This is a genomic window from Providencia sp. CIM-Carb-044 (assembly GCF_033901115.1).
Lineage (GTDB): Bacteria > Pseudomonadota > Gammaproteobacteria > Enterobacterales > Enterobacteriaceae > Providencia > Providencia hangzhouensis.
In genome coordinates this window covers 652,174-676,993 of record NZ_JAXADV010000003.1, presented here as the reverse complement: position 1 = coordinate 676,993, position 24,820 = coordinate 652,174, and the positions used below count along the sequence as shown (strand labels likewise).

The 24,820-nt window shown below is 41.1% G+C and carries 24 protein-coding genes; 21 read left to right on the top strand and 3 right to left on the bottom strand.

Annotated features, from left to right (window positions below):
* Positions 1–430 precede the first annotated feature (430 nt).
* From SJ312_RS09450 to megL, 5 genes are all read left to right on the top strand, one after another.
* A complete protein-coding gene (locus tag SJ312_RS09450) occupies positions 431–1,222 on the top strand; it encodes an endonuclease/exonuclease/phosphatase family protein (RefSeq protein ID WP_036958303.1) in 792 nt (263 codons plus the stop codon).
* Positions 1,223–1,281: 59 nt separating this feature from the next.
* Complete coding sequence (locus SJ312_RS09445) at positions 1,282–1,863, top strand: DUF1287 domain-containing protein (RefSeq protein WP_110592303.1); 582 nt, start codon at positions 1,282–1,284, stop codon at positions 1,861–1,863.
* A 216-nt stretch (positions 1,864–2,079) separates the two neighbouring features.
* A complete protein-coding gene (locus SJ312_RS09440; protein WP_110592619.1) occupies positions 2,080–3,267 on the top strand; it encodes an FAD/NAD(P)-binding oxidoreductase in 1,188 nt (395 codons plus the stop codon).
* Positions 3,268–3,280: 13 nt separating this feature from the next.
* Positions 3,281–3,673: a hypothetical protein gene (locus SJ312_RS09435; protein ID WP_110592302.1), complete on the top strand. Its 393-nt coding sequence runs from the start codon at positions 3,281–3,283 to the stop codon at positions 3,671–3,673.
* Positions 3,674–3,688: 15 nt separating this feature from the next.
* On the top strand, positions 3,689–4,891 hold the full coding sequence (gene megL / locus SJ312_RS09430; protein WP_096865138.1) for a methionine gamma-lyase: 1,203 nt from the start codon (positions 3,689–3,691) through the stop codon (positions 4,889–4,891).
* Positions 4,892–4,967: 76 nt separating this feature from the next.
* On the opposite strand, the gene SJ312_RS09425 is transcribed toward megL, so the two are convergent.
* The gene (locus SJ312_RS09425) at positions 4,968–6,335 is read right to left on the bottom strand and encodes an amino acid permease (RefSeq protein WP_094960907.1); all 1,368 of its coding nucleotides are present in this window, start codon (positions 6,333–6,335) and stop codon (positions 4,968–4,970) included.
* 178 nt (positions 6,336–6,513) lie between these two features.
* On the opposite strand from SJ312_RS09425, the gene queE reads away from it, so the two are divergent.
* Positions 6,514–7,185: a 7-carboxy-7-deazaguanine synthase QueE gene (queE, locus tag SJ312_RS09420; protein WP_004260765.1), complete on the top strand. Its 672-nt coding sequence runs from the start codon at positions 6,514–6,516 to the stop codon at positions 7,183–7,185.
* A 65-nt stretch (positions 7,186–7,250) separates the two neighbouring features.
* Here queE and SJ312_RS09415 read toward each other — a convergent pair whose 3' ends face one another.
* Positions 7,251–7,868, bottom strand: a complete 618-nt coding sequence (locus tag SJ312_RS09415; RefSeq protein ID WP_004260761.1) for a YagU family protein — start codon at positions 7,866–7,868, stop codon at positions 7,251–7,253.
* Positions 7,869–8,147: 279 nt separating this feature from the next.
* Positions 8,148–8,513: a 6-carboxytetrahydropterin synthase QueD gene (gene queD / locus SJ312_RS09410; RefSeq protein ID WP_004913900.1), complete on the bottom strand. Its 366-nt coding sequence runs from the start codon at positions 8,511–8,513 to the stop codon at positions 8,148–8,150.
* Between the two features lie 343 nt (positions 8,514–8,856).
* On the opposite strand from queD, the gene cysJ reads away from it, so the two are divergent.
* From cysJ to rpoS, 15 genes are all read left to right on the top strand, one after another.
* Positions 8,857–10,662 (top strand): NADPH-dependent assimilatory sulfite reductase flavoprotein subunit, encoded by a 1,806-nt coding sequence (gene cysJ, locus SJ312_RS09405; protein ID WP_004260754.1) that lies wholly within the window; start codon positions 8,857–8,859, stop codon positions 10,660–10,662.
* Positions 10,662–12,395: an assimilatory sulfite reductase (NADPH) hemoprotein subunit gene (gene cysI / locus SJ312_RS09400; protein WP_165880032.1), complete on the top strand. Its 1,734-nt coding sequence runs from the start codon at positions 10,662–10,664 to the stop codon at positions 12,393–12,395. Before cysJ ends, cysI begins: the two co-directional genes overlap by 1 nt.
* Complete coding sequence (gene cysH / locus SJ312_RS09395) at positions 12,392–13,126, top strand: phosphoadenosine phosphosulfate reductase (RefSeq protein WP_165880034.1); 735 nt, start codon at positions 12,392–12,394, stop codon at positions 13,124–13,126. Before cysI ends, cysH begins: the two co-directional genes overlap by 4 nt.
* Before the next feature lie 684 nt (positions 13,127–13,810).
* Positions 13,811–15,223, top strand: a complete 1,413-nt coding sequence (gene cysG / locus SJ312_RS09390; RefSeq protein WP_110592299.1) for a siroheme synthase CysG — start codon at positions 13,811–13,813, stop codon at positions 15,221–15,223.
* Between the two features lie 13 nt (positions 15,224–15,236).
* Positions 15,237–16,145, top strand: coding sequence for a sulfate adenylyltransferase subunit CysD (gene cysD, locus SJ312_RS09385; RefSeq protein ID WP_110592298.1), 909 nt, complete (start codon positions 15,237–15,239; stop codon positions 16,143–16,145).
* Between the two features lie 36 nt (positions 16,146–16,181).
* Positions 16,182–17,624, top strand: coding sequence for a sulfate adenylyltransferase subunit CysN (gene cysN, locus SJ312_RS09380; protein WP_165880036.1), 1,443 nt, complete (start codon positions 16,182–16,184; stop codon positions 17,622–17,624).
* Between the two features lie 5 nt (positions 17,625–17,629).
* Complete coding sequence (cysC, locus tag SJ312_RS09375; RefSeq protein ID WP_165880038.1) at positions 17,630–18,238, top strand: adenylyl-sulfate kinase; 609 nt, start codon at positions 17,630–17,632, stop codon at positions 18,236–18,238.
* Positions 18,239–18,398: 160 nt separating this feature from the next.
* Positions 18,399–18,686: a cell division protein FtsB gene (gene ftsB, locus SJ312_RS09370; protein ID WP_004260736.1), complete on the top strand. Its 288-nt coding sequence runs from the start codon at positions 18,399–18,401 to the stop codon at positions 18,684–18,686.
* A 67-nt stretch (positions 18,687–18,753) separates the two neighbouring features.
* Positions 18,754–19,491 (top strand): 2-C-methyl-D-erythritol 4-phosphate cytidylyltransferase, encoded by a 738-nt coding sequence (gene ispD, locus SJ312_RS09365; protein WP_004260733.1) that lies wholly within the window; start codon positions 18,754–18,756, stop codon positions 19,489–19,491.
* A gap of 9 nt (positions 19,492–19,500) precedes the next feature.
* Positions 19,501–20,013 carry a 2-C-methyl-D-erythritol 2,4-cyclodiphosphate synthase gene (gene ispF, locus SJ312_RS09360; RefSeq protein WP_004260732.1) on the top strand — a complete coding sequence of 171 codons (513 nt, stop codon included), beginning with the start codon at positions 19,501–19,503 and terminating at the stop codon, positions 20,011–20,013.
* Positions 19,979–21,037: a tRNA pseudouridine(13) synthase TruD gene (gene truD / locus SJ312_RS09355; RefSeq protein ID WP_319867509.1), complete on the top strand. Its 1,059-nt coding sequence runs from the start codon at positions 19,979–19,981 to the stop codon at positions 21,035–21,037. The genes ispF and truD overlap by 35 nt, the downstream gene beginning before the upstream one ends.
* Positions 21,015–21,776 (top strand): 5'/3'-nucleotidase SurE, encoded by a 762-nt coding sequence (gene surE, locus SJ312_RS09350; RefSeq protein WP_004260729.1) that lies wholly within the window; start codon positions 21,015–21,017, stop codon positions 21,774–21,776. Before truD ends, surE begins: the two co-directional genes overlap by 23 nt.
* The gene (locus tag SJ312_RS09345) at positions 21,773–22,399 is read left to right on the top strand and encodes a protein-L-isoaspartate(D-aspartate) O-methyltransferase (RefSeq protein WP_004260727.1); all 627 of its coding nucleotides are present in this window, start codon (positions 21,773–21,775) and stop codon (positions 22,397–22,399) included. Before surE ends, SJ312_RS09345 begins: the two co-directional genes overlap by 4 nt.
* Positions 22,400–22,706: 307 nt before the next feature.
* Positions 22,707–23,777, top strand: a complete 1,071-nt coding sequence (gene nlpD, locus SJ312_RS09340; protein ID WP_094960916.1) for a murein hydrolase activator NlpD — start codon at positions 22,707–22,709, stop codon at positions 23,775–23,777.
* 54 nt (positions 23,778–23,831) lie between these two features.
* Positions 23,832–24,818: an RNA polymerase sigma factor RpoS gene (gene rpoS / locus SJ312_RS09335; RefSeq protein ID WP_004260723.1), complete on the top strand. Its 987-nt coding sequence runs from the start codon at positions 23,832–23,834 to the stop codon at positions 24,816–24,818.
* Positions 24,819–24,820 lie beyond the last annotated feature (2 nt).

The following is a 24,820-nucleotide window of genomic DNA, read 5'->3' as shown; positions in this document are numbered from 1 at the left end:
GACGATGTATTACACATCTCTTCATCTTTTTTAGCTACTCTTGGGGCTCCCCTCTATCTATCACCATCATTAATGAGAGTGCGTGATGCAAAGTAGTGAGTAACAGCTCACAGGTTGTTTAGGGTAGTGAAATTTTAATAAAATCAAATAAATATTGTGGATTGGATGCTTGCCCATCACGGTGATGAATGATACCGCTTAGGTGGGGTGCCTAACATACTTATCATTTCAAAGGGAGTAGTAAAAGAAGGCATGAAGCATTACTCATTTATAGATAGCGCTAATGAAAAACTTAAAGACCCTAGGGTTAAGATGGCAGTTACATTAAATTTGATAAGCCATAACACCTCAAATTTGATATACTGCACACAGTAATTAATCAAAAATTATAAGATTTTCATTATTTCTCTGTGATATAGGGACTTCAAATTTGGCCAAAAGAACCTATTCTGTTCGGTATATTGCAGGTGAGCCCGCTAAACGTATTCAGCCCATGCCTGTACATATGTTAGGAGAATCACTTCCAATAGGTTTACCGCTATTTGCTGCGGGTGAAACTCTTGATGTGGTTACATGGAACATTTATAAGCAGCAGCGTCCAAATTGGAAATATACACTTAATGAGTTGGTGAAAGATAGAAAACTTATTTTGTTGCAAGAAGCTCAAATGTCACCTGAGCTAATATCTTTTGCTGCATCACATAAATTAATTGCTGACCAAGTACCTGCATTACCTTTTTCTCCTCATCCCGCAGGTGTGATGACACTTGCTGCTTCACACCCGATATATTGCTGTCCTTTAAGAGAAAAAGAACCACTTTTACGGTTAGCTAAATCTGCGTTGATTACGGTATATCCCCTACCAAATGGAAAACACTTGATGGTAGCGAATGTTCATGCAATTAATTTCAGTTTTGGAGTAGATGTTTATACTCGGCAACTAAGTAAATTAGGTGTTCATATTGCTAAACATGTAGGGCCAGTAATCCTAGCAGGTGATTTTAATGCATGGAGTAGACAGCGTGTGAATGCGTTGAAACGATTTATTCGCAGTGTAGGCTTGAAAGAAATTGTATTTAGTGATGATTACCGTACTAAGGCTTTTGGTCGTCCTTTGGATTACGTGTTTTATCGTGGATTGAACGTTAAAGATAGCACTGTACTACCGACAGATGCTTCTGATCATAACCCTATTATGACCAAATTTACGCTTTCTAAGTAATTAAGATTATCTCCCTTATTTTCCCTCGTATTTAATTGTAGATTCGATGAACTACTTGTATGGGGAATATCAGATTGAAATCATCGTTTTTATACATTCTTTTCTTTTTTGCACAAATAGCTAATGGGTCTAGCTTATTGTTGGCAAAACATGCTGAACAGTTGCCTCGTTTAGTTATTTATGACCCATCTTATCGACAAATTTCTTATCCAAATGGTGATGTGCCCGAACAATATGGTGTCTGTTCTGATGTAGTTATACGAAGCTACCGAAAAATTGGTATTGATTTACAAAAATTAGTACATGAAGACATGAAAGCAAACTTTCGCCAATATCCCAGCCAACGTATATGGGGATTACGTAAGCCAGATACAAACATTGATCATCGTCGCGTACCTAATTTAGAGGCTTTTTTCTCGCGAAAAGGGAAAAAAAAGCCTATCTCAAAGAATGTCAGTGATTATATTCCCGGCGATATTGTCTCTTGGCGTTTAGATAATGGTCGGCCACATATCGGTGTTGTAACTTCGATAAAGTCACCAAGTACACAAAGTTATTTAGTTATGCACAATATTGGATATGGCCAAGTTGCTGAAGATGTTTTATTTCGTTGGGATATTGTTGGACATTATTCTTATTAAGTGAGATGGTTTTTATATAATATAATTTCCTGGATTATAATTTTAAAAATTAACTTATTCAAGAGGTTTTATATATGTAAGTGATTAGTTTTAATTGTTGTTTTTAAAATTATATTCTAATTATTGTATTAGCATTAATTCACTATGAACTATATTTATAACAGGTAGGTGGTATGTCGTATAGAATTTAATTATATATAAATGGTGGTTAATGTTATGAAAAATATAGTTATTGTTGGCGGTGGAACGGGTGGGACGATGCTAGCAAATACACTTGCTAGAAAATTGAGTAGAGAAATTTTTTCGAAGAAAATAAAAATAACATTAATTACTGATAATCCAATCCATTATTATAAACCTGCATTTATGTATGTTGCTTTTAATTTATTTTTTAAGGATGAACTGAGTCGCCCTGAAAGAGAATTGCTAAGACCTGAAATAGAGTTAGCCATTGATAAAATAGAGCATTTTGATTTTAAAAATAAAGCGCTAAACTCTAAGTATGGAAAAAAATATAACTATGATTTTCTTGTGATTGCAACAGGTTGCGTACCTAAACCTGAGCGAATTGAAGGTTTAAAAGATACCGGTAACCACTTTTATGCATATGAAGCATCGAGAAAGCTAGCAGATCAACTTGCTAAGATTGAAAAAGGTCGAATTTTTATTACGGTATCATTCCCTGAAACGCCAAATGTACCCCATCAGTGTGGCATAGCGCCGATGGAAACAACATTAATGATTGATGAATTTTTACGTAAACGTCGAGTTAGGGATAGTATTGAAATCGTTTATACCTATCCAACAGTTTCACAATTATTGCGTAACTGTTTATTCATGCAACAACCTGTTTGTGAAGTTATTCCTGAAGTATTTACTGCTAAAAATATTAAAGCTCAGAGAGGGTTTACTTTAGATAAAGTTGATCCAGATAAAAAAATAGCTTATTCGAAAGAAGGTGATGAGCAAAATTTCGACTTATTGATTAGCACTCCGCCAATTACCGCGGTTGAGGCAGTTATTAATACCGGATTAAGTGAGCATAATAATGGTGAAGGTTGGTTACCTACCGATCATGAAACTATGCAAGTTTATGGTGTTGATGGCGTTTATGTTATAGGTGATACCGTTGATTTACCGATCAGTAAAGCAGGTGGAAGCTGTCATAATCAGGCCGCAATTATAGCTGATAATATTTGCGGAGAATTAATTTATGGTTATCCCGCAGCTATCTATGATGGGCGAGTTCAAGCTGTTGCCCAAATGGGATTAACTGCAGGGATGCCTTTACAATACGATTATAAACACGATGTTATTCCTACGCCTCCGACTAAATTAGGGGGATTACTAAGAAATGGCTTTAATAGAGGTATTTATTGGGCTGCTATTCGTGGCTTAGTTTAAGGAGGAAATCAAAATGTCTAATAATGAAAATCAAAGTAAACTAATTGAACTTCTTAATTCTGAGTCGGGTGATCATTTCGCAGACAAATTAGCACCGCTATTACAATTGAATCGTTTAGATAATATTGTTGATTTACTTTCTCTAATTTCTGACCTTATTGACATTACTGATAATAGCACGGTAGAAAAACTGGCAAACTCATTTGAGGATATTCTAGCGCCAGTCTGGGAATTCGGCACTGCATATAATATGGCTAAAATGGAGGAAATATATAATAGTAAAAATCCAAATTTTCGTTCGGTGTATGCTTTATTAAAAGATCCAAATACATTACGTGGAATTAGTACCGTTTTACGAACCTTGCAAATAATGGGTTCTCGATTGTCTTCCCCCCAAGAGGGATAATATTTCGGAGGTGGTATGATATTAGATAGACTGTATTCTTTTGATACGCGTGTGATACATAATTACTATGATGCAGCCGAAAATTTAGGATCACTAGCTTCTCCTATTTATCAAACGTCAACTTACGTATTTGATAGTGTTGAAGAAGGTGCCGCTTGTTTTAGCGGTGAATCGGATGGGTATATTTATACACGAATAAATAACCCAACATTAAGTTTGTTGGAAAAGCGGCTTGCTGATTTAGAAGAGGGGGATGCCGCAATTGTATTTTCTTCAGGGATGGGGGCAATAACATCGACTCTTTGGACCTTACTAAGCCCAGGAGATGAGCTGTTAGTTGATATGACGGTTTATGGCTGTACATATGCATTCTTTCATCATGGGTTAGCTCGATTTGGTGTCAAAGTTCGTCACATTGATATGAGTGACCCAAATAATGTGGCACAGGAACTCACTGAAAAAACAAAGATGATATTTTTCGAATCACCTGCAAACCCAAATATGCGCTTAGTTGATATTAATGCTGTAAGCAATATCGTTCATCAATATAACCTTGCAAATAACCAAGAAATATTGGTGACAGTAGATAATACCTATTGTACTCCTTACATTCAAAAACCACTTGAGCTTGGGGCGGATATTGTTGTTCATTCATTAACGAAATATATGAATGGGCATGGTGATGTGATGGCTGGCGCTGTTATAACAACTGAGGAATTAGCGAAGCAAATCAGATTGGTTGGGCTGAAGGATATGACTGGAGCATGTTTATCCCCTCATGATGCAAACCTGATATTGCGAGGAATGAAAACACTGCCAATCAGAATGGAAAGAGTGGTTGAGAATGCACAGAAAGTTGCGGAATATTTGGCCTCACTATCTGAAGTTTCTCAAGTGATGTATCCGGGTTTACCGAGTTTTCCTCAATACACATTAGCTCAAAGGCAAATGAAGCTGCCTGGAGGGATGATTGCTTTTGAACTTGGAGGGGGACTTGAGGCGGGTAAGCAGTTTCTGAACCGTTTACAGCTATTTTCTTGTGCGGTTAGCTTAGGTGATTGTGAGTCATTGGCCCAGCACCCTGCAAGTATGACCCATTCTACTTACACTGCTGAGGAACGAAAACAGTATGGGATTAGTGATGGGCTTATTCGTTTGTCAGTTGGGTTAGAAAGCGCTAATGATTTGATTGCCGATATTAAGCAGGCGCTCATTTGATACCAAAATAGGTAACAAAAGGCCCTATATCATATAAATATAGGGCCTAAATTTACTTTACGAATGCTTTAGTCGATTAAGGTTTTTGAAATTTACGCATGACAAAGAAGGTGACGCTCAATATAGCGACCCATGCAAACCCGACGAGAAGGGCAACTTGTGTATCTTTAAAGAAGCCAAGTAGCGCGATAACAAAGACCATAAATGCGATAGTAATTGCAGGGCCAATTGGCCAGAACGGTACAGGGAATTTGAGTTTTTTAACCTCTTCAGGGCTCATTTGGCGGCGCATTGCGACATGAGAAAGTAGTATCATTAACCAGACCCAAACGGTCGCAAAGGTTGCGATTGACGCAATAATCACAAAGATTTTTTCTGGAAGTAGGTAGTTTAAATAAACGCCCAGTAACATGACAACAGACATCACCAGTACAGTGACCCAAGGCACCCCACTTTTCGTCAACTTGGTAAAGACTTTTGGTGCTTGTTTGTCTTGTGCCATACCATACATCATGCGACCAGCACCGAAAATATCACTATTGATAGCTGAAATTGCCGCAGTGATCACCACGATATTTAAGATATTTGCCGCTGATTGAATGCCTAAGCTATCAAAAATTTGGACGAATGGACTGCCATTTTGACCAATTTGATTCCACGGGTAGATACACATCAGAATAAAAAGTGTTAACCCATAGAATAATAAAATACGAATGGGTACCGCATTGATTGCTTTAGGAATAGTTTTCTCTGGGTTTTGCGCTTCACTGGCGGTAATACCGATCACTTCGATACCCCCAAAGGCGAACATTACGATAGCTAAGGACGCGATAACGCCTTCAATGCCGTTTGGCATAAAGCCACCGTGTTCCCATAGATTTTGGATACCCACCGCATGGTCAGTTTCTTGGCCGAAGCCGTAGAACATTAAGAAGGCTCCACCAACAATCATTGCGATGATTGCAGAGACTTTTACGATAGACAGCCAAAATTCCATTTCACCAAAAATTTTAACGTGGCATAAATTGAGTGCGCTAATAAATAGCACGATACTTAATACCCACACCCATTGGTCGACATGAGGGAACCAAAACCCCATGTACATCCCAAAAGCGGTAATATCAGCCAAGCAAACGACCAACATTTCAAATACGTAGTTCCAGCCAGTTAAAAAACCAGCTAAGGGCCCCATGTAATGGCTAGCGTAGTGAGAGAATGAACCGGGTACTGGGTGATGTACAGCCATCTCGCCTAAGGCTCGCATGACCATAAATACAGCGGCACCACCGACCATATAAGCGAGTAGCACAGCAGGCCCTGCCGCTTGAATTGCGGAAGCAGACCCATAAAATAAGCCGGTACCAATCGCTGACCCTAAAGCCATAAAGCGAATGTGCCGAACACTCAGTCCCTTTCTGAGTTGATTTTGTTCACTACTTTGCATGTCTTTTCCTGTCTTTTTCTTCGTTCGATATATTGTTCCGAATAGGCTTTCGGTATTGTTTATTAAGTCGGACGTACTTTATTGAACCTTAAGGTGGCTACATTATCACAAACTTCCTTGTTCGTGAGATAGATATCTGCAATATAATGCGTGCTCAGCTAACTATTTTAGGAGTGATATGAAATACCCAATTAATGAAATCTTCCAAACCATTCAAGGAGAGGGGGTTTTTACTGGTGTTCCAGCCGTATTTATTCGTTTGCAGGGCTGCCCAGTTGGATGTAGCTGGTGTGATACCAAACAAACATGGGAAAAAGAACAAGATAAAGAATCTACCCTAGGGGATATCGCACTTAAAACGATTGATTCAGATGCATGGGCTATGGCAGATGGTGAGGCATTGGTTCAATTAATGAAAGAAAAACACTTCAGCGCACAGCATATTGTTATTACAGGCGGTGAGCCCTGTATTTATGATTTACAGCCACTGACTGGGATATTAGAACAACATGGATATCAATGCCAAATTGAAACTAGCGGCACATACCCTATTCAATGCACTGATAACACATGGGTTACTGTATCACCAAAAGTCGGTATGAAAGGAGGACTGCAGGTGATCAGCCAAGCAGTAAATCGTGCCAATGAAATTAAACATCCTGTTGCTCGCGAGAAAGATATTGAAGCACTTGAGAAAATTTTAGCATTACGTACTGTCGAAACGCCTCCAGTAGTGGCATTACAGCCAATCAGCCAAAAAGCGGCAGCAACAAAATTGTGTATTGAAACCTGTATTCAACGCAACTGGCGTTTATCAATTCAAACACATAAGTATTTGGATATTCAATAATAAAAAATAGCGATGGTTTTTAGTAACCCCCAAGAGTTGGAAAACACTCATTGGGGGCCTTTAAATTACCTAAATGGTTGGTTTAATGGTACTTCAGGATCTGGCTCATGAGTAATACGGTTACGTAAGTCACGGCGAATAATTTCAATAGACCAAAACCAAATTAAATGGCCAAATATTTCTGAAACATTCTCATACCATGGTAGGTCGAAGAGTGGAGGGGTGAGCCCCATAAGAGGGAAAGAAATCATATGGACAAATAATTGCGCCAGTGCACCCGCTAACAACCCTTGCCATAGCTTAATTTTAGGGAATACTTCAGCAACAATACAATATCCGACAGCAAACACGATAGAAAATATGATGTGAGTAACACCCACAGAGTTAAAAACGTGCCCAGCAAAGGTGTAAACTGCAGAGTTAGGGTCGGCAATTCCTAACCAATCCCTTAAGAAAATATAAGGAGGGTTGAGGAAGTTACGTGAGCAGTCAATTTGTTCCGCTGCACGGATCAGCGTTTCTGGCGAACAAGCTGCGTTGAACATATCCGTTGGGCTTCTTGGTGGTAATGGGACTTCAGCCCCCCATTTGACAAACGAAGAGACGATACCAGCGATTAGACCAATAAATGCGGCCAGCCCATAACGTCTTCTGGATTTTGGTGTTTGTTGAAATAAATGCATTTTCCCTGCCTTATTAAGAGTAAATAATGGTAAATAATAGATCAGGTTATAATTTAATGCACTATGTCAAATTAAAGTTTTTATATCCTTAATTTCAAGGGGGGAATGCCAGCCACTAATTGCTTTTTGCCCCTCATTTATTTTCAAAATCTATTAAGCTTGCCGCCTGAGGTGCTTGTGTCTCTATATTATATTTCTATATTTATGAATGTTATTTTGCCCAGCTATCAAAATGGCTGCGTAAAATAACATTACATTATATTTGTAGCACTTGTACTTTTAAGCTTCCCCGCGATAGACGCAACCTGCATTGCAGGTTTCTTTTACGGTAACTGCACTTAATAAGGGTAGCAAAGGCTTAGTTTGTTGCCAAATCCACTGGGCTAATACCTCACTGGTTGGGTTTTCTAACCCTTCGATATCATTTAAATAATGATGGTCTAAGCGTTCCCAAATAGGTTTAAACGCGGCTTTTACATCGGAAAAATCAATAATCCAACCACTATGGGAGTCGACTTCACCAGTAATTTCTAAACGCACCATGAAAGAATGCCCATGGAGGCGGCCACACTTATGGCCCTCTGGGACATGAGGTAATTTGTGGGCAGCTTCGAAAGTGAAATCTTTATAGATTGTTGTGCTCATATGTGGCTCCTTGTTATGAATAAACAGCGTATTGTACTGCATTTTTAGGTGAAAATATCTTTAATTACTAAAATAGCGTTAACCGCTTTTATCAATATGATCCATCAGTTAATTGCTTTAGGCTTTTTAGTTATTAATTATGGCTATCGTTTCTTATCCCATTATCTAGGGTTGTTATAACCTAACTGCATACCCTATATGTTTCAGGTACTGCGGTATTTTTTGCTTTATTACCTTAATTATTTGGGGGAATGAGCAAGTGTTAGGTTGTCGGTCTTTTCTGGGGTAATGACATGGCGTCGTTTTTAAAATCAAAGATGAATAACACTGGGGTTACAAGATAATGACAAAAAAACAGCCGCCATTAGCGGCGCTGCCAATATCTGTTGAGCAATTAGCACGTTTACAGACGGCCGTTGATGATTTTTCATCCCATCAACTCGCATGGCTTTCTGGTTATTTGTGGGGAATAGTAAATCAGAATACGCAAGTTGATGCATCTGTCAGTGCGCCTGTGGTTACCCAAGATACGGTCACAATCATCTCTGCATCACAGACAGGAAATGCACGCCGCCTATCAGAGCAGCTTAGAGAGCGTTTAGTCGGTGAAAAAATTAGTGTGAATTTAGTGAATGCAGGGGATTATAAATTCAAACAAATTAACCAAGAGAAAGTGTTAGTTGTTGTAGCCTCAACGCAGGGTGAAGGGGAGCCAGCTGAAGAAGCGGTTGCATTATACAAATATCTTCATTCTAAAAAAGCGCCAAATTTATCACAAACCAGTTATGCGGTTTTTGCGCTGGGGGATTCATCTTACGAAAAATTCTGTCAAGCAGGTAAAGATTTCGATTCACAGCTTGCATCATTAGGGGCGACGTCATTAACCGAGCGAATTGATGCGGATGTTGAATACCAAGGGATTGCGGATGAGTGGGTTGAAAGCCTCACTCAGATTTTAAAAGCTCGCGTTCCTGCTCAAAGTGATAGCCAATTATTGGTGACTCAAGCAGGAAGTGTGAATGAAATTCATTCATCACCTTATAGTAAAACTGCGCCATTAACTGCGTCACTCCTGAGCAATCAAAAGATCACCAGTCGGGACTCACAAAAAGATGTTCGCCATATTGAAATTGATCTCGGTGACTCTGGTTTACGTTATCAACCTGGTGATGCACTAGGTGTTTGGTTCGATAATGACCCTGCTTTAGTTGATGAGCTGGTCGCTTTGTTGTGGCTGCAAGGTGATGAAGAAGTCTTTATTGGTTCGCAGCGCCACTCATTACGTGATGCGCTGATTTATCAATTAGAACTGACACAAAATACTCCAGTGATTGTCGAAAAATATGCTCAGTTATCAAAAGACGATGCACTATTGTCATTAATTAGCGATAAAGCCGCTATTTTGCACTACGCACAAAATACGCCAATCGTCGATATGGTACGCCAAGCGGCATCTCAGCCTACTGCCCAAGAATTTGTTGACCTACTGCGTCCGCTAACTCCTCGTTTGTACTCGATTTCTTCTTCCCAATCTGAAGTAGAAAATGAAGTTCATGCAACGGTTGGCGTTGTCCGCTATGAGATTGATGGTAAGGCGCGTACTGGTGGTGCGTCAGGTTTCTTAGCCGATCGCTTAAATGAGGATGATGAACTTCGTATATTCATTGAGCACAATGATAATTTTCGACTGCCACAAGACCCAAATACGCCTGTGATCATGATTGGCCCAGGTACAGGGATAGCGCCATTTCGTGCTTTCTTACAGCAGCGTGACAATGACGGTGCGACAGGAAAAAATTGGTTATTTTTTGGTAATCCACATTTTGTTGATGACTTTCTCTACCAAGTGGAATGGCAGCGTTATGTCAAAGACGGTTTACTAACCCATATTTCATTAGCGTGGTCTCGCGACCAGCAAGAAAAAATTTACGTACAAGATAAACTTCGCGAACAAGGTGAAGAAGTTTGGCAATGGTTACAAGAAGGTGCGCACATCTATGTGTGTGGTGATGCAAACCGCATGGCCAAAGATGTTGAACAGGCATTATTAGATATCGTCAGTCAATATGGGAACATGGACAGTGAAGAAGCTGATGAATTTTTAAGTGAGCTGCGCGTAATGCGCCGTTATCAGAGGGATGTTTATTAATGAGCAATGAACAACAACAAAAGCCCTTAATTGTCGAAGGTAAACTCGCAGACAGTGAACGCATGAAGCAAGACAGTAATTACTTGCGTGGAACCATTAAGGATGACTTAAAAAATGGGTTAACGGGGGGATTTGAGGGTGATAATTTCCTGTTGATTCGCTTTCACGGTATGTACCAACAAGATGACCGTGATATTCGTGCCGAGCGAGCGGAACAAAAACTCGAGCCTCGCCATGCAATGATGCTACGTTGTCGTTTGCCGGGCGGCATTATTACACCCAAGCAATGGCTTGATATTGATAAGTTTGCCACAGAGCACACGCTGTATGGCAGTGTGCGCATTACGAATCGGCAAACATTTCAGTTCCATGGCATTTTAAAAGGGGATGTAAAGCCTGCCCATCAAATGTTAAGTCACGTTGGTTTAGATGCCCTTGCAACGGCGAATGACGTTAACCGTAACGTGTTATGTACCTCTAACCCCGTGCAATCTGAATTGCACCAGCAATCTTATGAATGGGCAAAGAAAATATCTGAACATTTATTACCGCGCACTAGTGCTTACGCGGAAATTTGGTTAGATAAAGAAAAAATAGTGACAACGGATGAAGAGCCAATTTTAGGGCAAACTTATTTGCCAAGAAAATTTAAAACCTCTGTCGTGATCCCGCCATTAAACGATGTGGATTTGCATGCAAATGATATGAACTTTGTTGCGATAGCTCAAAATGGGGAATTGATCGGTTTTAACGTGCTGGTGGGTGGCGGCCTTGCAATGACACATGGTGATACAGCGACGTTTCCTCGCTTAGCCAGTGAGTTTGGTTTTATTCCATTAGACAAAACATTAGCCATTGCAGAAGCGATAGTGACTACCCAACGGGATTGGGGAAATCGTACTGAACGTAAAAATGCGAAAACCAAATATACCCTTGAGCGAGTGGGAGTTGATACTTTCAAAGCTGAAGTCGAAAGGCGCTCAGGCGTAGTTTTCGAACCTATTCGCCCATATGAATTTACTGAACGCGGTGACAAGATTGGCTGGCTTAAAGGCATTGATAACCGTTGGCACCTAACATTGTTTATTGAAAATGGTCGATTAATTGATTTAGAAAATAAACCATTAAAAACCGGCGTGGCTGAAATTGCACGTATTCACCAAGGGGACTTTCGTTTAACGGCAAACCAAAATTTAATTGTTGCGGGTGTGCCCGAAAGTGAAAAAGCGGCAATTGAAGCGATTGCCAGATCTCATGGGTTAATGAGTGATGACATTACGGCACAACGTGAAAATTCCATGGCTTGTGTATCATTTCCAACTTGCCCGCTCGCGATGGCCGAAGCAGAACGTTTTTTACCTGAATTTATTAGTCAAGTGGAAAGTATCATGGCCGCCCATCAAGTTGCCAATGAACATATCGTTTTGCGGGTAACGGGTTGCCCTAATGGCTGTGGGCGAGCCATGCTGGCAGAGGTTGGGTTGGTCGGTAAAGCGATGGATAGATATAACTTACATTTAGGCGGGAACCGCATTGGTACTCGTATTCCACGTATGTACCGCGAAAACATCACTAGTACAGAGATTTTAGCTATTTTGGATGAGTTAATCGGTGATTGGGCGAAAAACCGTCTACCTAATGAAGGATTTGGCGATTTTGTTATTCGCACCAATGTTGTTAAGCCCGTATTGAATTCTGCTGTTGATTTTTATGAGGTTAAGGAGGCAGTATGAGCCGACTTGAACTAGCAACACTCATCGAACTCGATAAGCCCCAACAAGTCGCTTATCTCGCTGAGTTTAATTCCCAGTTAGAAGCAATGAATGCATTGCAGCGGGTTGAGTGGGCGGTTGAATACTTACCGACTGAGTTTGTGTTGTCTTCCAGCTTTGGTATTCAAGCGGCACTGACATTGCATATGGTGACGCAAATTGTGCCTAATATCCCAGTTATTTTAACGGATACCGGTTATTTGTTCCCAGAAACCTATCAGTTTATTGAAGTATTAACAGATAAGCTGAATTTAAATTTGCAGGTGTATCGAGCCAAACAGTCACCAGCTTGGCAAGAAGCGCTGTATGGTCAACTTTGGACACAAGGGCTTGATGGTATTGAGCGTTATAACCAATTGAATAAAGTTGAGCCGATGGAGCGCGCGTTACATGAATTACAAGCACAAACCTGGTTTTCTGGTTTACGGCGAGAACAATCAGAAAGCCGTGCAAATTTGTCTGTACTAGGTATCGGGAAAGGGATTTTTAAAGTTTTACCAGTGATTGATTGGAATAATAAGCAAGTTTATGAATATCTAACAAAATATGATTTACCCTACCATCCGTTGTGGGAACAAGGGTATTTATCGGTTGGCGATACCCATACAACTCGCAAATGGGAAGAGGGTATGAATGAAGAAGATACGCGTTTTTTTGGTTTAAAGCGTGAGTGCGGGCTTCATGAAAACTAAATATTCGTCATAATTCAAGCCGCAGCGTTGTTGGCTACGTGCACTCGCACTAGTCACATACTGGTGTATGCTCCTAGCGACTCATTTACTTGCCGCCTAGCTGCAACTTGAATTATTTAGAATATTGATTAGGTCATAATTCAATCTGCAGCGTTGTTGGCTACGCGCACTCGCACTAGTCACATACTGGTGTATGCTCCTAGCTTTATACTCGTCATACTTCAATCTGCAGCGTTGTTGGCTACGCGCATTCGCACTAGTCGCATACTGATGTATGCTCCTAGCGACTCATTTACTTGCCGCCTAGCTGCAACTTGAATTATTTAGAGTATTGATTGGTTATACTTCAAATGGCAACTCGAATTATTTAGGGTATTAAATATAAGTAAATAATAACTGAATAAATAAAATATTTGTTTAATTACAAAGGAATGCCTTTTGTTAAAAATAAGTATTTCTTATTTTTATATTATTTTTTGTTTTTCTCATAATTATTAGAAGTTTGCGTTAAGTCTTGTATTTTTGTTCGGTATTGGCTGGTTTTTAGTGTTTTTGTGCAAGAGCTCAGGCTTATGCTTTTAAGTTACAAGAAAGAGCTTTTTGTCATTTCAAACCTATTACGTGAAGCCATATAGTCAATTGTCTATTTCTTATAATAAGTTTATATAACGATGGGTGAGCAAGATGGATTATTTACCATTATTTGTCGATGTCCGCACGCGAAAGGTCGTGTTAATTGGCGGCGGTGTGGTCGCAGCACGAAAAGCAGAATTGCTAATAAAAGCACAAGCTGACTTAGTGGTCATCTCACCGACGTTATGTACACAGTTACAAGCTGAACACCAACAAAATAAATTTGTTTGGTTAGCTGAAAATTACCAATCCATTCATTTAGATGATGCTTTTTTAGTTATCGCAGCAACAGATGATGCATTACTGAATGAAACGGTTTTCTATGACGCCAATGAACGAAAAATATTTGTTAACGTGGTTGATGACCAACCATTATGTTCATTTATTGTGCCTTCTATTATCGATCGCTCGCCAGTGATTGTGGCGATCTCTTCAGGGGGGACTGCGCCTGTATTAGCACGTTTACTCAGAGAAAAATTGGAAACGATGTTGCCAACTTCTTTGGGGAAAATGGCGGAAATAGCCGGCCGCTGGCGTCATAAAGTCAAAGAAACACTTACTAATATGCGTGAAAGAAAACGTTTTTGGGAAAAAAGTTTTAGTGGGCGTTTTGCTTCGCTAGTCGAAAAAGGGCAATTCAGTGAAGCGGAACAACAATTGGAACGTCAATTGTATGAGCCTGATAACCATGGCGAATTAATCTTAGTCGGTGCTGGGCCGGGTGATGCGGGGCTACTCACGTTAAAAGGGTTGCGAGTTTTACAAAGTGCAGAAGTGGTTTTGTATGACCATCTGGTGAGTGAGGAAATCCTCGAGTTAGTTCGCCGCGACGCTGACAAGATTTGTGTTGGGAAACGCGCAGGAAATCACAGTGTTTCCCAAGAAGAAACCAATGCTTTAATCGTGAAATTTGCTCAACAAGGTAAAAAAGTGGTGCGCCTTAAAGGTGGTGATCCTTTTGTTTTCGGGCGAGGAGGGGAAGAGCTACAAGTGGCGGCGCAAGCGGGGATCCCATTTCAAGTGGTTCCGGGTGTGACTGCAGCAATTGGTGCAGCCGCTTACGCAGGAGTTCCGCTGACTCACCGCGAACATTCACAAAGCATTACGTTTATTACGGGTCATTGCCGTGAAAATGGGATGGAACTTGATTGGCAGGCACTTGCTCGAGGAAACCAAACCTTAGCTATCTATATGGGGACCGTGAAGGCCGCGAAAATCAGCGAACAATTGATTCAATTTGGCCGTGCTGAAAATACCCCTGTAGCGGTTATCGGCTGTGGTACAAGGCGTGAACAAAAAGTAGTAACCGGAAAACTCGATGAACTTGAAGTATTAGCACAGCAGGCACCTGCTCCTGCTTTGATAGTGGTTGGTGAAGTCGCTGCATTACACCAACAACTCGCATGGTTTGGTTCTCAAACTGAAGATATAAGATGGCGCAGTGCCGTATTGGAACTGGCTTAAGTAAGGGGCTATCGTGAACGACAAAAAATTGACTCATTTACAGCAGTTAGAGGCAGAAAGTATTCATATCATTCGTGAAGTTGCCGCCGAATTTGCTAACCCAGTCATGCTGTACTCTATTGGTAAAGATTCTTCCGTGATGCTGCATTTAGCACGCAAGGCATTTTATCCGGGAAAACTACCATTTCCTCTTTTACATGTTGATACCGGCTGGAAATTTCGTGAAATGTACGAGTTTCGCGATGCAACTGCAGAAAAATACGGCTTTGAGCTACTTGTTTATCGTAATCCTGAAGGGGAAAAATTAGGGATTAACCCGTTTGTGCACGGCAGCGCTAAGCACACAGATATTATGAAAACCGAGGGCTTAAAGCAGGCTTTAGATAAGTACGGTTTTGATGCTGCATTTGGTGGTGCTCGTCGTGATGAAGAGAAATCACGTGCCAAAGAACGGATCTACTCTTTCCGTGACCGATCTCATCGTTGGGATCCTAAAAACCAACGGCCTGAGTTGTGGCATAACTATAATGGACAGATCAATAAAGGGGAAAGTATTCGTGTTTTCCCGTTATCAAATTGGACTGAGCTCGATATCTGGCAATATATCTATTTGGAAAATATCGATATTGTTCCCCTGTATTTTGCAAAAGAGCGGCCGGTTATTCAGCGGGACGGCACTTTGTTAATGGTGGATGATAACCGTATTGACTTACAAGCTGGTGAAGTCATTAGTCAGCAAAAAGTGCGTTTTAGAACATTAGGTTGTTGGCCACTGACCGGAGCTGTGCCATCAGAAGCACAAACGCTGCCTGAGATTATAGAAGAAATGTTGATTTCCACAACGAGTGAGCGGCAGGGGCGGCTGATTGATAGCGACCAATCCGCTTCTATGGAGTTGAAAAAGCGCCAAGGTTATTTTTAGTGGGCAAGGTGAATACGCAAAGTCAGGAGAAAAATCATGGCACAAGCCGTTTATAATGAATCAATCGCTCATCAAATCGAACAGCAAGGTGGGGTAGAACCTTACTTATTGGCGCAGCAACAAAAAGGATTATTGCGTTTTTTAACCTGTGGGAATGTGGATGATGGTAAAAGTACCTTAATCGGCCGTTTACTGCATGATACCCGCCAAATATACCAAGATCAGCTGTCAACTTTGCAAAGTGACAGTAAGCGGATAGGGACTCAAGGGGAAAAGCTTGACCTTGCTTTGCTGGTGGATGGCCTTGCTGCTGAACGTGAGCAGGGGATCACAATCGATGTGGCTTATCGTTATTTTTCAACAGAAAAACGCAAATTTATTATTGCGGACACCCCCGGTCACGAACAATATACGCGCAATATGGCGACAGGGGCATCAACTTGCTCACTTTCTATTTTGTTGATCGATGCTCGAAAAGGGGTACAGGAGCAAACACGTCGACATAGTTTTATTAGTACATTGCTTGGGATTCGCCATCTTATTGTTGCCGTCAATAAAATGGATCTGGTGGATTACAGTGAAGCCATTTTTGAAAAAATAAAACAAGATTACCAAAAGTTTGCGATGGAATTGCCTGTGGATTTAAAGGTATGGTTTGTACCTATCTCTGCCCTAGATGGCGATAACATTGTAAATTCAAGTGATAATTTGAAATGGTATCAAGGTGATACGCTATTATCGATATTGGAAAATGTTCAAGTGGAACAAAAAGCCTCGGAGCAAGCTTTGCGTTTCCCTGTGCAATATGTGAACCGCCCAAATTTGGACTTTCGCGGATACAGCGGGACATTATCATCAGGTGTCGTGGAAGTGGGGCAAAAGGTTAAAGTGTTGCCCTCTGGCGCCATCTCAGCAATCAAAGAAATTGTGACATTTTCAGGGTTACAAGATTTCGCTGTGCCGGGGGAAGCAATTACATTAGTGCTTGAGGATGAAATTGACATCAGTCGTGGCGACTTAATTGTTGCACAAGATGAAACCTTACAAAGCACACAGCATGCCTCTGTCGATGTCGTGTGGATGTCTGAACAGCCGCTAGTTCAAGGCCAACAACTTGATATTAAAATTGCGGGAAAACGCAGTCGGGCAAAAGTAGAAAATATTCAATATCAAGTAGATATCAATAATTTAACGCAGAAAGTGGCGACAGAGCTGCCATTGAATGGTATTGGTTTAGTCGAATTTTCCTTTGATGAACCATTGTTACTGGAAAACTATCAACGCAATGCAGACACTGGCGGAATGATTTTTATTGATAGATTAACAAATGTGACCGTCGGAGCGGGTTTAGTCCGCGAAACGCAAACCCCTGTCTTTGAAAAAAACAGTGATTTTAGCGAATTTGAAATAGAGCTAAACAAATTAGTCCGCCGCCATTTCCCACATTGGGGTGCACGTGATGTTTTAGGTGGGAAATAATACGGATGACAAAAGAAAACCATATTATTTGGCACCAACACGCGGTAACTCGCCAATTACGTGAAAGTAATAATGGCCATAAAGGTGCTGTGTTGTGGTTCACCGGGTTATCAGGTTCTGGGAAATCAACATTAGCGGGGGCAATAGAGAACCAACTTACGTCCATGGGAATGAAAACCTACTTGTTGGATGGCGATAATATTCGCCATGGTTTATGCCGTGATTTAGGATTTAGTGAGGCTGATAGACAAGAAAATATCCGTCGAGTGGGAGAGGTGGCTAAGTTAATGATCGATGCGGGGTTAATTGTTGCGACTGCCTTTATCTCACCTTTCCAATCGGATAGACAGAAAGTTCGTGACTTGTTTGAACCCGAGCAATTTTTTGAGTTGTATGTGGATACCCCCGTAAATGTTTGTGAACAGAGAGACCCTAAGGGGTTATATCAACAAGCACGAGAAGGGAAAATAAAACAATTTACTGGGATTGATTCCCCTTATGAAGTACCACAACATCCTGAGCTGCATCTGGATGGTCAACAACCTATTTCGGATTCTCTTTCCCAAATCATTGCGCTTTTATTGCGCAATCATGTCATTCAGCTAGATTATTAATACAGCTAAAATACCTCCTTTATTTTATTCGATGGTAAAATAAGGCGGTATTTTGCGTATTCAAACCCGACTTAATCTGACTTTTTATCACAATTTCAGTATCACAGTGGCGTCAATCGTTGAGTTATGGGATGATTAGCAAATCATTTCAGGGGGCAAGATGGGTAAATTAACGCTACTATTAATTGCGATATTAGCTTGGTTACAGTATTCCTTATGGTTAGGCAAAAATGGCATACACGACTACGTACAAGTCAAAGATGATGTCGCCGCTCAGGAAATTGTAAATTCGCGTTTAAAAATGCGTAATGAACAGCTATTCGCTGAAATCAACGACTTAAATGATGGCCAAGATGCGATTGAAGAACGAGCTCGAACTGAGCTTGGGATGATCAAACCAGGGGAATCATTTTATCGGATGGTTAAAGAAAGTAATAACCAGAAATAGACATAATAAAATGATGTCAAAATAGTATACCCATTAGCCTGATAATTTCTGATGTAAGAATTCAACAATGACAAATCCAAATCATGCCCCAGAAAACAATCTCCCTCAAATTGTTGCACTGATTCCTGCTGCTGGGGTAGGTAGCCGTATGAATGCCGAGTGCCCAAAACAATATTTGCAGGTTGCAGGTAAAACGATCATTGAACATACCATAAGCGCATTGCTCGAAAATGATAAAGTGCAAGAGATTGTGGTTGCTTTGAGTGCAGAAGACGATTATTTTCAGCAGCTTGCAATTTCTAATGACCCACGAGTAACGACGGTTATTGGTGGCAAAGAACGTGCTGATTCAGTATTAGCAGGCCTGGATTTTTTAATCACTAACCCCAATTTTTCAGATTGCTGGGTATTAGTGCATGATGCGGCGCGTCCCTGCCTCCATCAATCAGATTTAAATGAAATTATTCAATTAGCAGCGGAAAAAAATTGTTGTGGTGGGATCCTCGCAGCCCCCGTACGCGACACCATGAAACGCAGCTCAATAGCGAGTCAATTAATTGACCACACTGTTGAACGTGAAGCGTTATGGCATGCGCTCACACCACAATTTTTTCCGTTAACATTATTACGGGACTGTCTAAGTAAGGCCTTGAAAGAAAACGCTGTGATCACAGATGAAGCTTCTGCGCTAGAGTATTGCGGCCACCAACCAGTGTTAGTTGCTGGCCGCGCTGATAATTTAAAAGTGACGCGCCCAGAAGACCTCACTTTAGCGGAATTTTATCTTTCAAGAATGAACAATTAAGGAAAAAAAATGAGAATCGGACACGGTTTTGACGTACACAAATTTGGTGGCGAAGGCCCTATTATCATTGGTGGCGTGCGTATCCCTTATGAACAAGGTTTGCTCGCGCACTCTGACGGTGATGTGGTATTGCATGCGTTAACTGATGCAATTCTCGGCGCTGCTGCATTAGGGGATATTGGTAAATTGTTCCCTGATACTGACCCAGCATATAAAGGGGCGGATAGCCGAGTCTTATTGAGAGACGCGTTTTGCCATGTGCGTGCCAAAGGGTATCGCATTGGTAACATTGATATTACCATCATGGCACAGGCACCAAAAATGTTGCCACATATCGCGCAAATGCGTGTGAATATTGCCGAAGACCTTGAGTGCCACATGGATGATGTCAATGCGAAAGCGACCACAACCGAGCAATTAGGTTTTGTGGGGCGTAAAGAAGGCATTGCCTGTGCTGCAGTTGTTCTTTTAATAAAAGATAATAGTAATGAAAGTAATGAATGTTCAGTACCTGCATGGTAAGCCATTGTCTTCTGGCACATTAAAAAGTGTCCCAGAAGATTTTATCGTCAAAGAAGATTTAGGCTTTGAGTTAGATGGCGAAGGCGAACATGTTATGGTTCGTGTGGAAAAAACAGGCTGCAATACGGTATTTGTTGCTGAACAACTAGCAAAATTTGCTAAAATTTCAGCGAGAGCGGTCAGTTACGCAGGTTTAAAAGATAGGCATGCAGTAACGGAGCAGTGGTTTTGCCTGCAAATGCCAGGTAAAGAAACACCTGTTTTTTCGACTTGGCAACTCGAAGGCTGCCGAATACTGGCTGTCACTCGGCAAAAACGCAAATTACGTATTGGTTCCTTGAAAGGAAACCAGTTCGAAATAACCTTGCGTGATATTTCAGATGCAAAAGACGTTGAGCAACGTTTACAGAAAGTTGCATTATCAGGGGTGCCTAATTACTTCGGTGAACAACGTTTTGGGCGCGATGGGCAAAATTTAACGCAAGCGTTGCGTTGGGCAAACCAAGAAATCAACGTACGTGAACGCAACAAGCGCAGTTTTTATCTTTCTGCTGCACGTAGTGCAATGTTTAATCATGTGGCAAGCGAACGTATTGCAAATAATACCGCTCAACACGTAATGTTGGGTGATGCGTTGCAATTAACCGGCAGAGGAAGTTGGTTTGTCGCGACACAAGATGAATTTGCTACATTGCAACCTCGCTTGGAGTCCAATGAATTAAGTATTACAGCGCCATTACCAGGTGATGGGGAATTGGGAACTCAGGATGAAGCACTGGCATTTGAAACCCAGTGTTTAGTGGATTATAAACCCGTTATCTCTTTAATGCAGCGCGAACGAGTTTCTTCAGCTAGACGGGCGGTAGTTGTTAAACCACAAAATTTACAGTGGGAATGGTTGGATAACTCGACGGTAAAACTGAATTTTTTCTTAAACTCGGGTTGTTTTGCAACCAGTGTTGTGAGAGAAATTATTAATCAAAATGGGCAGGATAATGTCGATGCTAAAGATTTTATTGAGTAATGACGATGGGGTAAATGCGCCGGGGATTCAAACCCTTGCGGCTGCGTTACGCCAATATTATCATGTTCAAGTGATTGCGCCTGACCGCAATCGAAGTGGGGCTTCGAACGCATTAACATTAGATAAACCACTTAAAATTCAGACGCTAAGTAATGGTGACCTTGCTGTACAAGAAGGCACACCGACAGATTGCGTCTATATTGGGGTGAATAAAGTGGTACGTCCACGCCCTGATATTGTTGTATCTGGTATCAACTGTGGCCCTAATTTAGGGGATGATGTTATTTACTCAGGCACGGTTGCAGCGGCAACGGAAGGCCGCCACTTAGGTTTACCTTCAATTGCGGTATCGCTAGATGGCGAAACGCATTACGAAAGTGCCGCTAAAGTGACATGCGATATTTTAGCGCTCTTACAGAAGAACCCATTGCGAGCAGGCAATATTTTAAATATAAATGTACCTGATATCCCGTACGAAGAGATTAAAGGAATCAAAGTCACTCGTTGTGGCAGCCGTCACGCCGCCTCTGAGGTGTATAGTTTAGAAGACCCGAAAGGGAATACACTGTATTGGTTAGGGCCTGTTGGTGAAATTCGTGATGCCAGCCCTGGAACGGATTTTGAAGCTGTGCAAAATGGCTATGTTTCCATCACCCCATTACAAGTTGATCTAACCGCTTATAAAGCACATTCATTAGTAGAAGAGTGGCTCGAAAAATCAGGAGTGTCAGTAAAATGAAAACAGGGCTCATGAAAGAACTTTTGGCTCAATTACGCCAACAGGGAATTCACGATGAGCGCCTATTAGATGCCATTTCACTCGTTCCTCGGGAACGGTTTGTGGATGAAGCGCTCTCCCATAAAGCCTATGACAATATCCCATTACCTATTGGGCATGGGCAAACTATTTCTCAGCCGTATATTGTTGCTAAAATGACGGCGCTACTGGCTTTAGCTCCGAATGATCACGTTCTTGAGATAGGGACAGGCTCAGGGTATCAAACAGCAGTATTGGCACACTTAGTTAAACATGTTTTTTCTGTTGAGCGGGTGAAGAGCTTGCAATGGGCTGCAAAACGGCGTTTGAAACAGCTTGATTTACATAATGTTTCAACGCGTCATGGAGATGGCTGGGAAGGTTGGCAATCTAAAGGGCCTTTTGATGCTATTATCGTTACTGCGGCACCAACAGAAATACCGGCTCTATTATTAGGGCAATTAAAAGATGGCGGGCGAATGGTTTTACCTGTCGGTGATAAAGAACAAGCATTGAAGCTAATTACTCGACGTGGTAATGATTACCATACTAATGTTATTGAAAAAGTCCGTTTTGTCCCATTGGTTGCCGGTGACCTCCTTTAACCTATTTGTAATGGTATTTAATCAAAGTCTGATTATTTTTATAATCGATTTAAATAAAATATCATTGCAAAGGTTCTATTAACCCAAATAGCAGTAAAACTATTCCAAATATGATATTTTACCCAGCTGAATTTGGGGGAATAGCTTAAAGCGTTAGGTCATACTCTCAAATTGTTATATTTTTAATATATTTAACTTGTTCACTATTTTGTATTTCTGCTTTAATAAGTGAAATATTTTATGATAACTCTATTGCTGACATTGTTTTGAATTGTCGCGTCAGATTTTTCTTCACGGGAGAAGAAGCATGAAAATTGTTAGCCCTATAAGCAGAATTCGATGGGCCGTCATCTTTTCATTTAGCGGAGCGCTATTGGCAGGTTGTTCTACACCGTATCATACAGCGGCACCTATTTCGAGTGTGAATGATAGCCAGTCTAGCCAACAGACGGTGCAAAGGACGACACCGGCCTCGTCACCAAATACGGGTATGAGCACGGCAATGCCGTCGTCTCGTCCAAATTTATCAAGTAATACTAACACTCAGCCTGTCAGCCGTAGTTCAGCGCCGGTAACAACTAATGGTGAAGGGCGCATTGTATACAACCGTGACTATGGCAGTATTCCAAAAGGCAGTTATAGCGGTAATAGTTATACGGTGCAGCGTGGTGACACATTATTCTATATTGCATACTTAACCGGTAATGATTTCCGTGAGTTAGCATCGAGAAACAATATTCCAGAACCTTACAGCCTAAATGTAGGGCAGGTTATTAATATTGGTAACACAAATGTGAACTCGAACACTCAATTAGCGGCAAATTCATCAAATAGTCATCAGCAAGCGGTTGATCTTCGAACAACTAATGAGTATCCTGCAAACAGTGGTGGTCAAACTTCAGGTAAGATGTTGCCTAATAATAAGAAACCTGCAACGCAAGTTTCAACGACAACAACAACCTCGACAGCAACCGCTTCTACCGCAGTCAGCAGTACGAATAATTCGTCAATAAAATGGCGTTGGCCAGCTGAAGGGAAAATGATTGAAGGTTTCTCTGATGCTCAAGGCGGGAACAAAGGGGTAGATATAGCCGGTTCTCGTGGTCAAGCTGTGCTTGCTGCTGCGCCAGGAAAAGTCGTTTACGCAGGTAATGCTTTGCGTGGATACGGAAATCTAATAATTATAAAACATAACGATGACTATCTAAGTGCTTATGCTCACAATGATACGTTACTTGTGCGTGATCAGCAGGATGTCACTGCGGGTCAAAAAATAGCCACTATGGGTAGTACTGGAACTAGTTCGGTTAGACTACACTTTGAAATTCGTTACAAGGGAAAATCAGTAAACCCGTTGCGCTATTTGCCGCAACGATAAACTGGGCAGAGTGCTTTGACATTCTGTCCGCATTATCTAGGGTAGGAGTCACTGATGAGCCAAAGTTCGCTGAAAGTTAACGAGTTATATAATGACCTCGATGAAAGTAATTTAAATGACACTTTTGACGAGAGTCAGTTTAAAGAAGAGGATCTGGTTACTGAGCTAGATGACGAAATGGATTTACTCCAGAACACAAATCAACGTGTTCTGGATGCCACTCAAATTTATCTTAGTGAGATTGGGTTCTCACCACTCCTTACAGCAGAAGAAGAAGTTTTCTATGCAAGACGTGCATTGCGTGGAGATATTGCATCACGACAGCGCATGATAGAAAGCAACCTTCGTCTCGTTGTAAAAATATCACGTCGTTATAATAATCGAGGTCTCGCATTACTCGATTTGATAGAAGAAGGAAATCTTGGGTTGATTCGTGCTGTTGAAAAGTTTGATCCTGAAAAAGGGTTTCGCTTCTCGACGTATGCAACGTGGTGGATCCGTCAAACGATCGAGCGCGCGATTATGAACCAAACTCGAACCATTCGTCTTCCTATTCATATCGTTAAAGAACTCAATATTTACCTTCGTACTGCACGTGAATTAGCCCAGAAGTTGGATCATGAGCCAAGCCCTGAAGAGATCGCTGAGCAGCTAGATAAACCTGTCGAAGATGTCAGTAGGATGTTACGTTTAAATGAACGTATCACATCTGTTGATACGCCAATTGCAGGGGACTCAGAGAAATCTTTGCTTGAGGTATTGTCTGATGATAATGATTCAGGTCCAGAAAATACAATTCAAGATAATGACTTAAAAGAGAATATTGTTAAGTGGTTATATGAATTGAACCCAAAACAAAGGGAGGTTTTAGCACGACGTTTTGGGCTTTTAGGCTATGAAGCTGAAACTCTGGAAGAAGTTGGCCGTGAAATAGGGTTAACAAGAGAACGTGTTCGCCAGATCCAAGTAGAAGGTTTAAAGCGATTAAAAGATATTTTACATGGAGAAGAGCTGACTCTGGAGTCGCTATTTAATATGTAGGA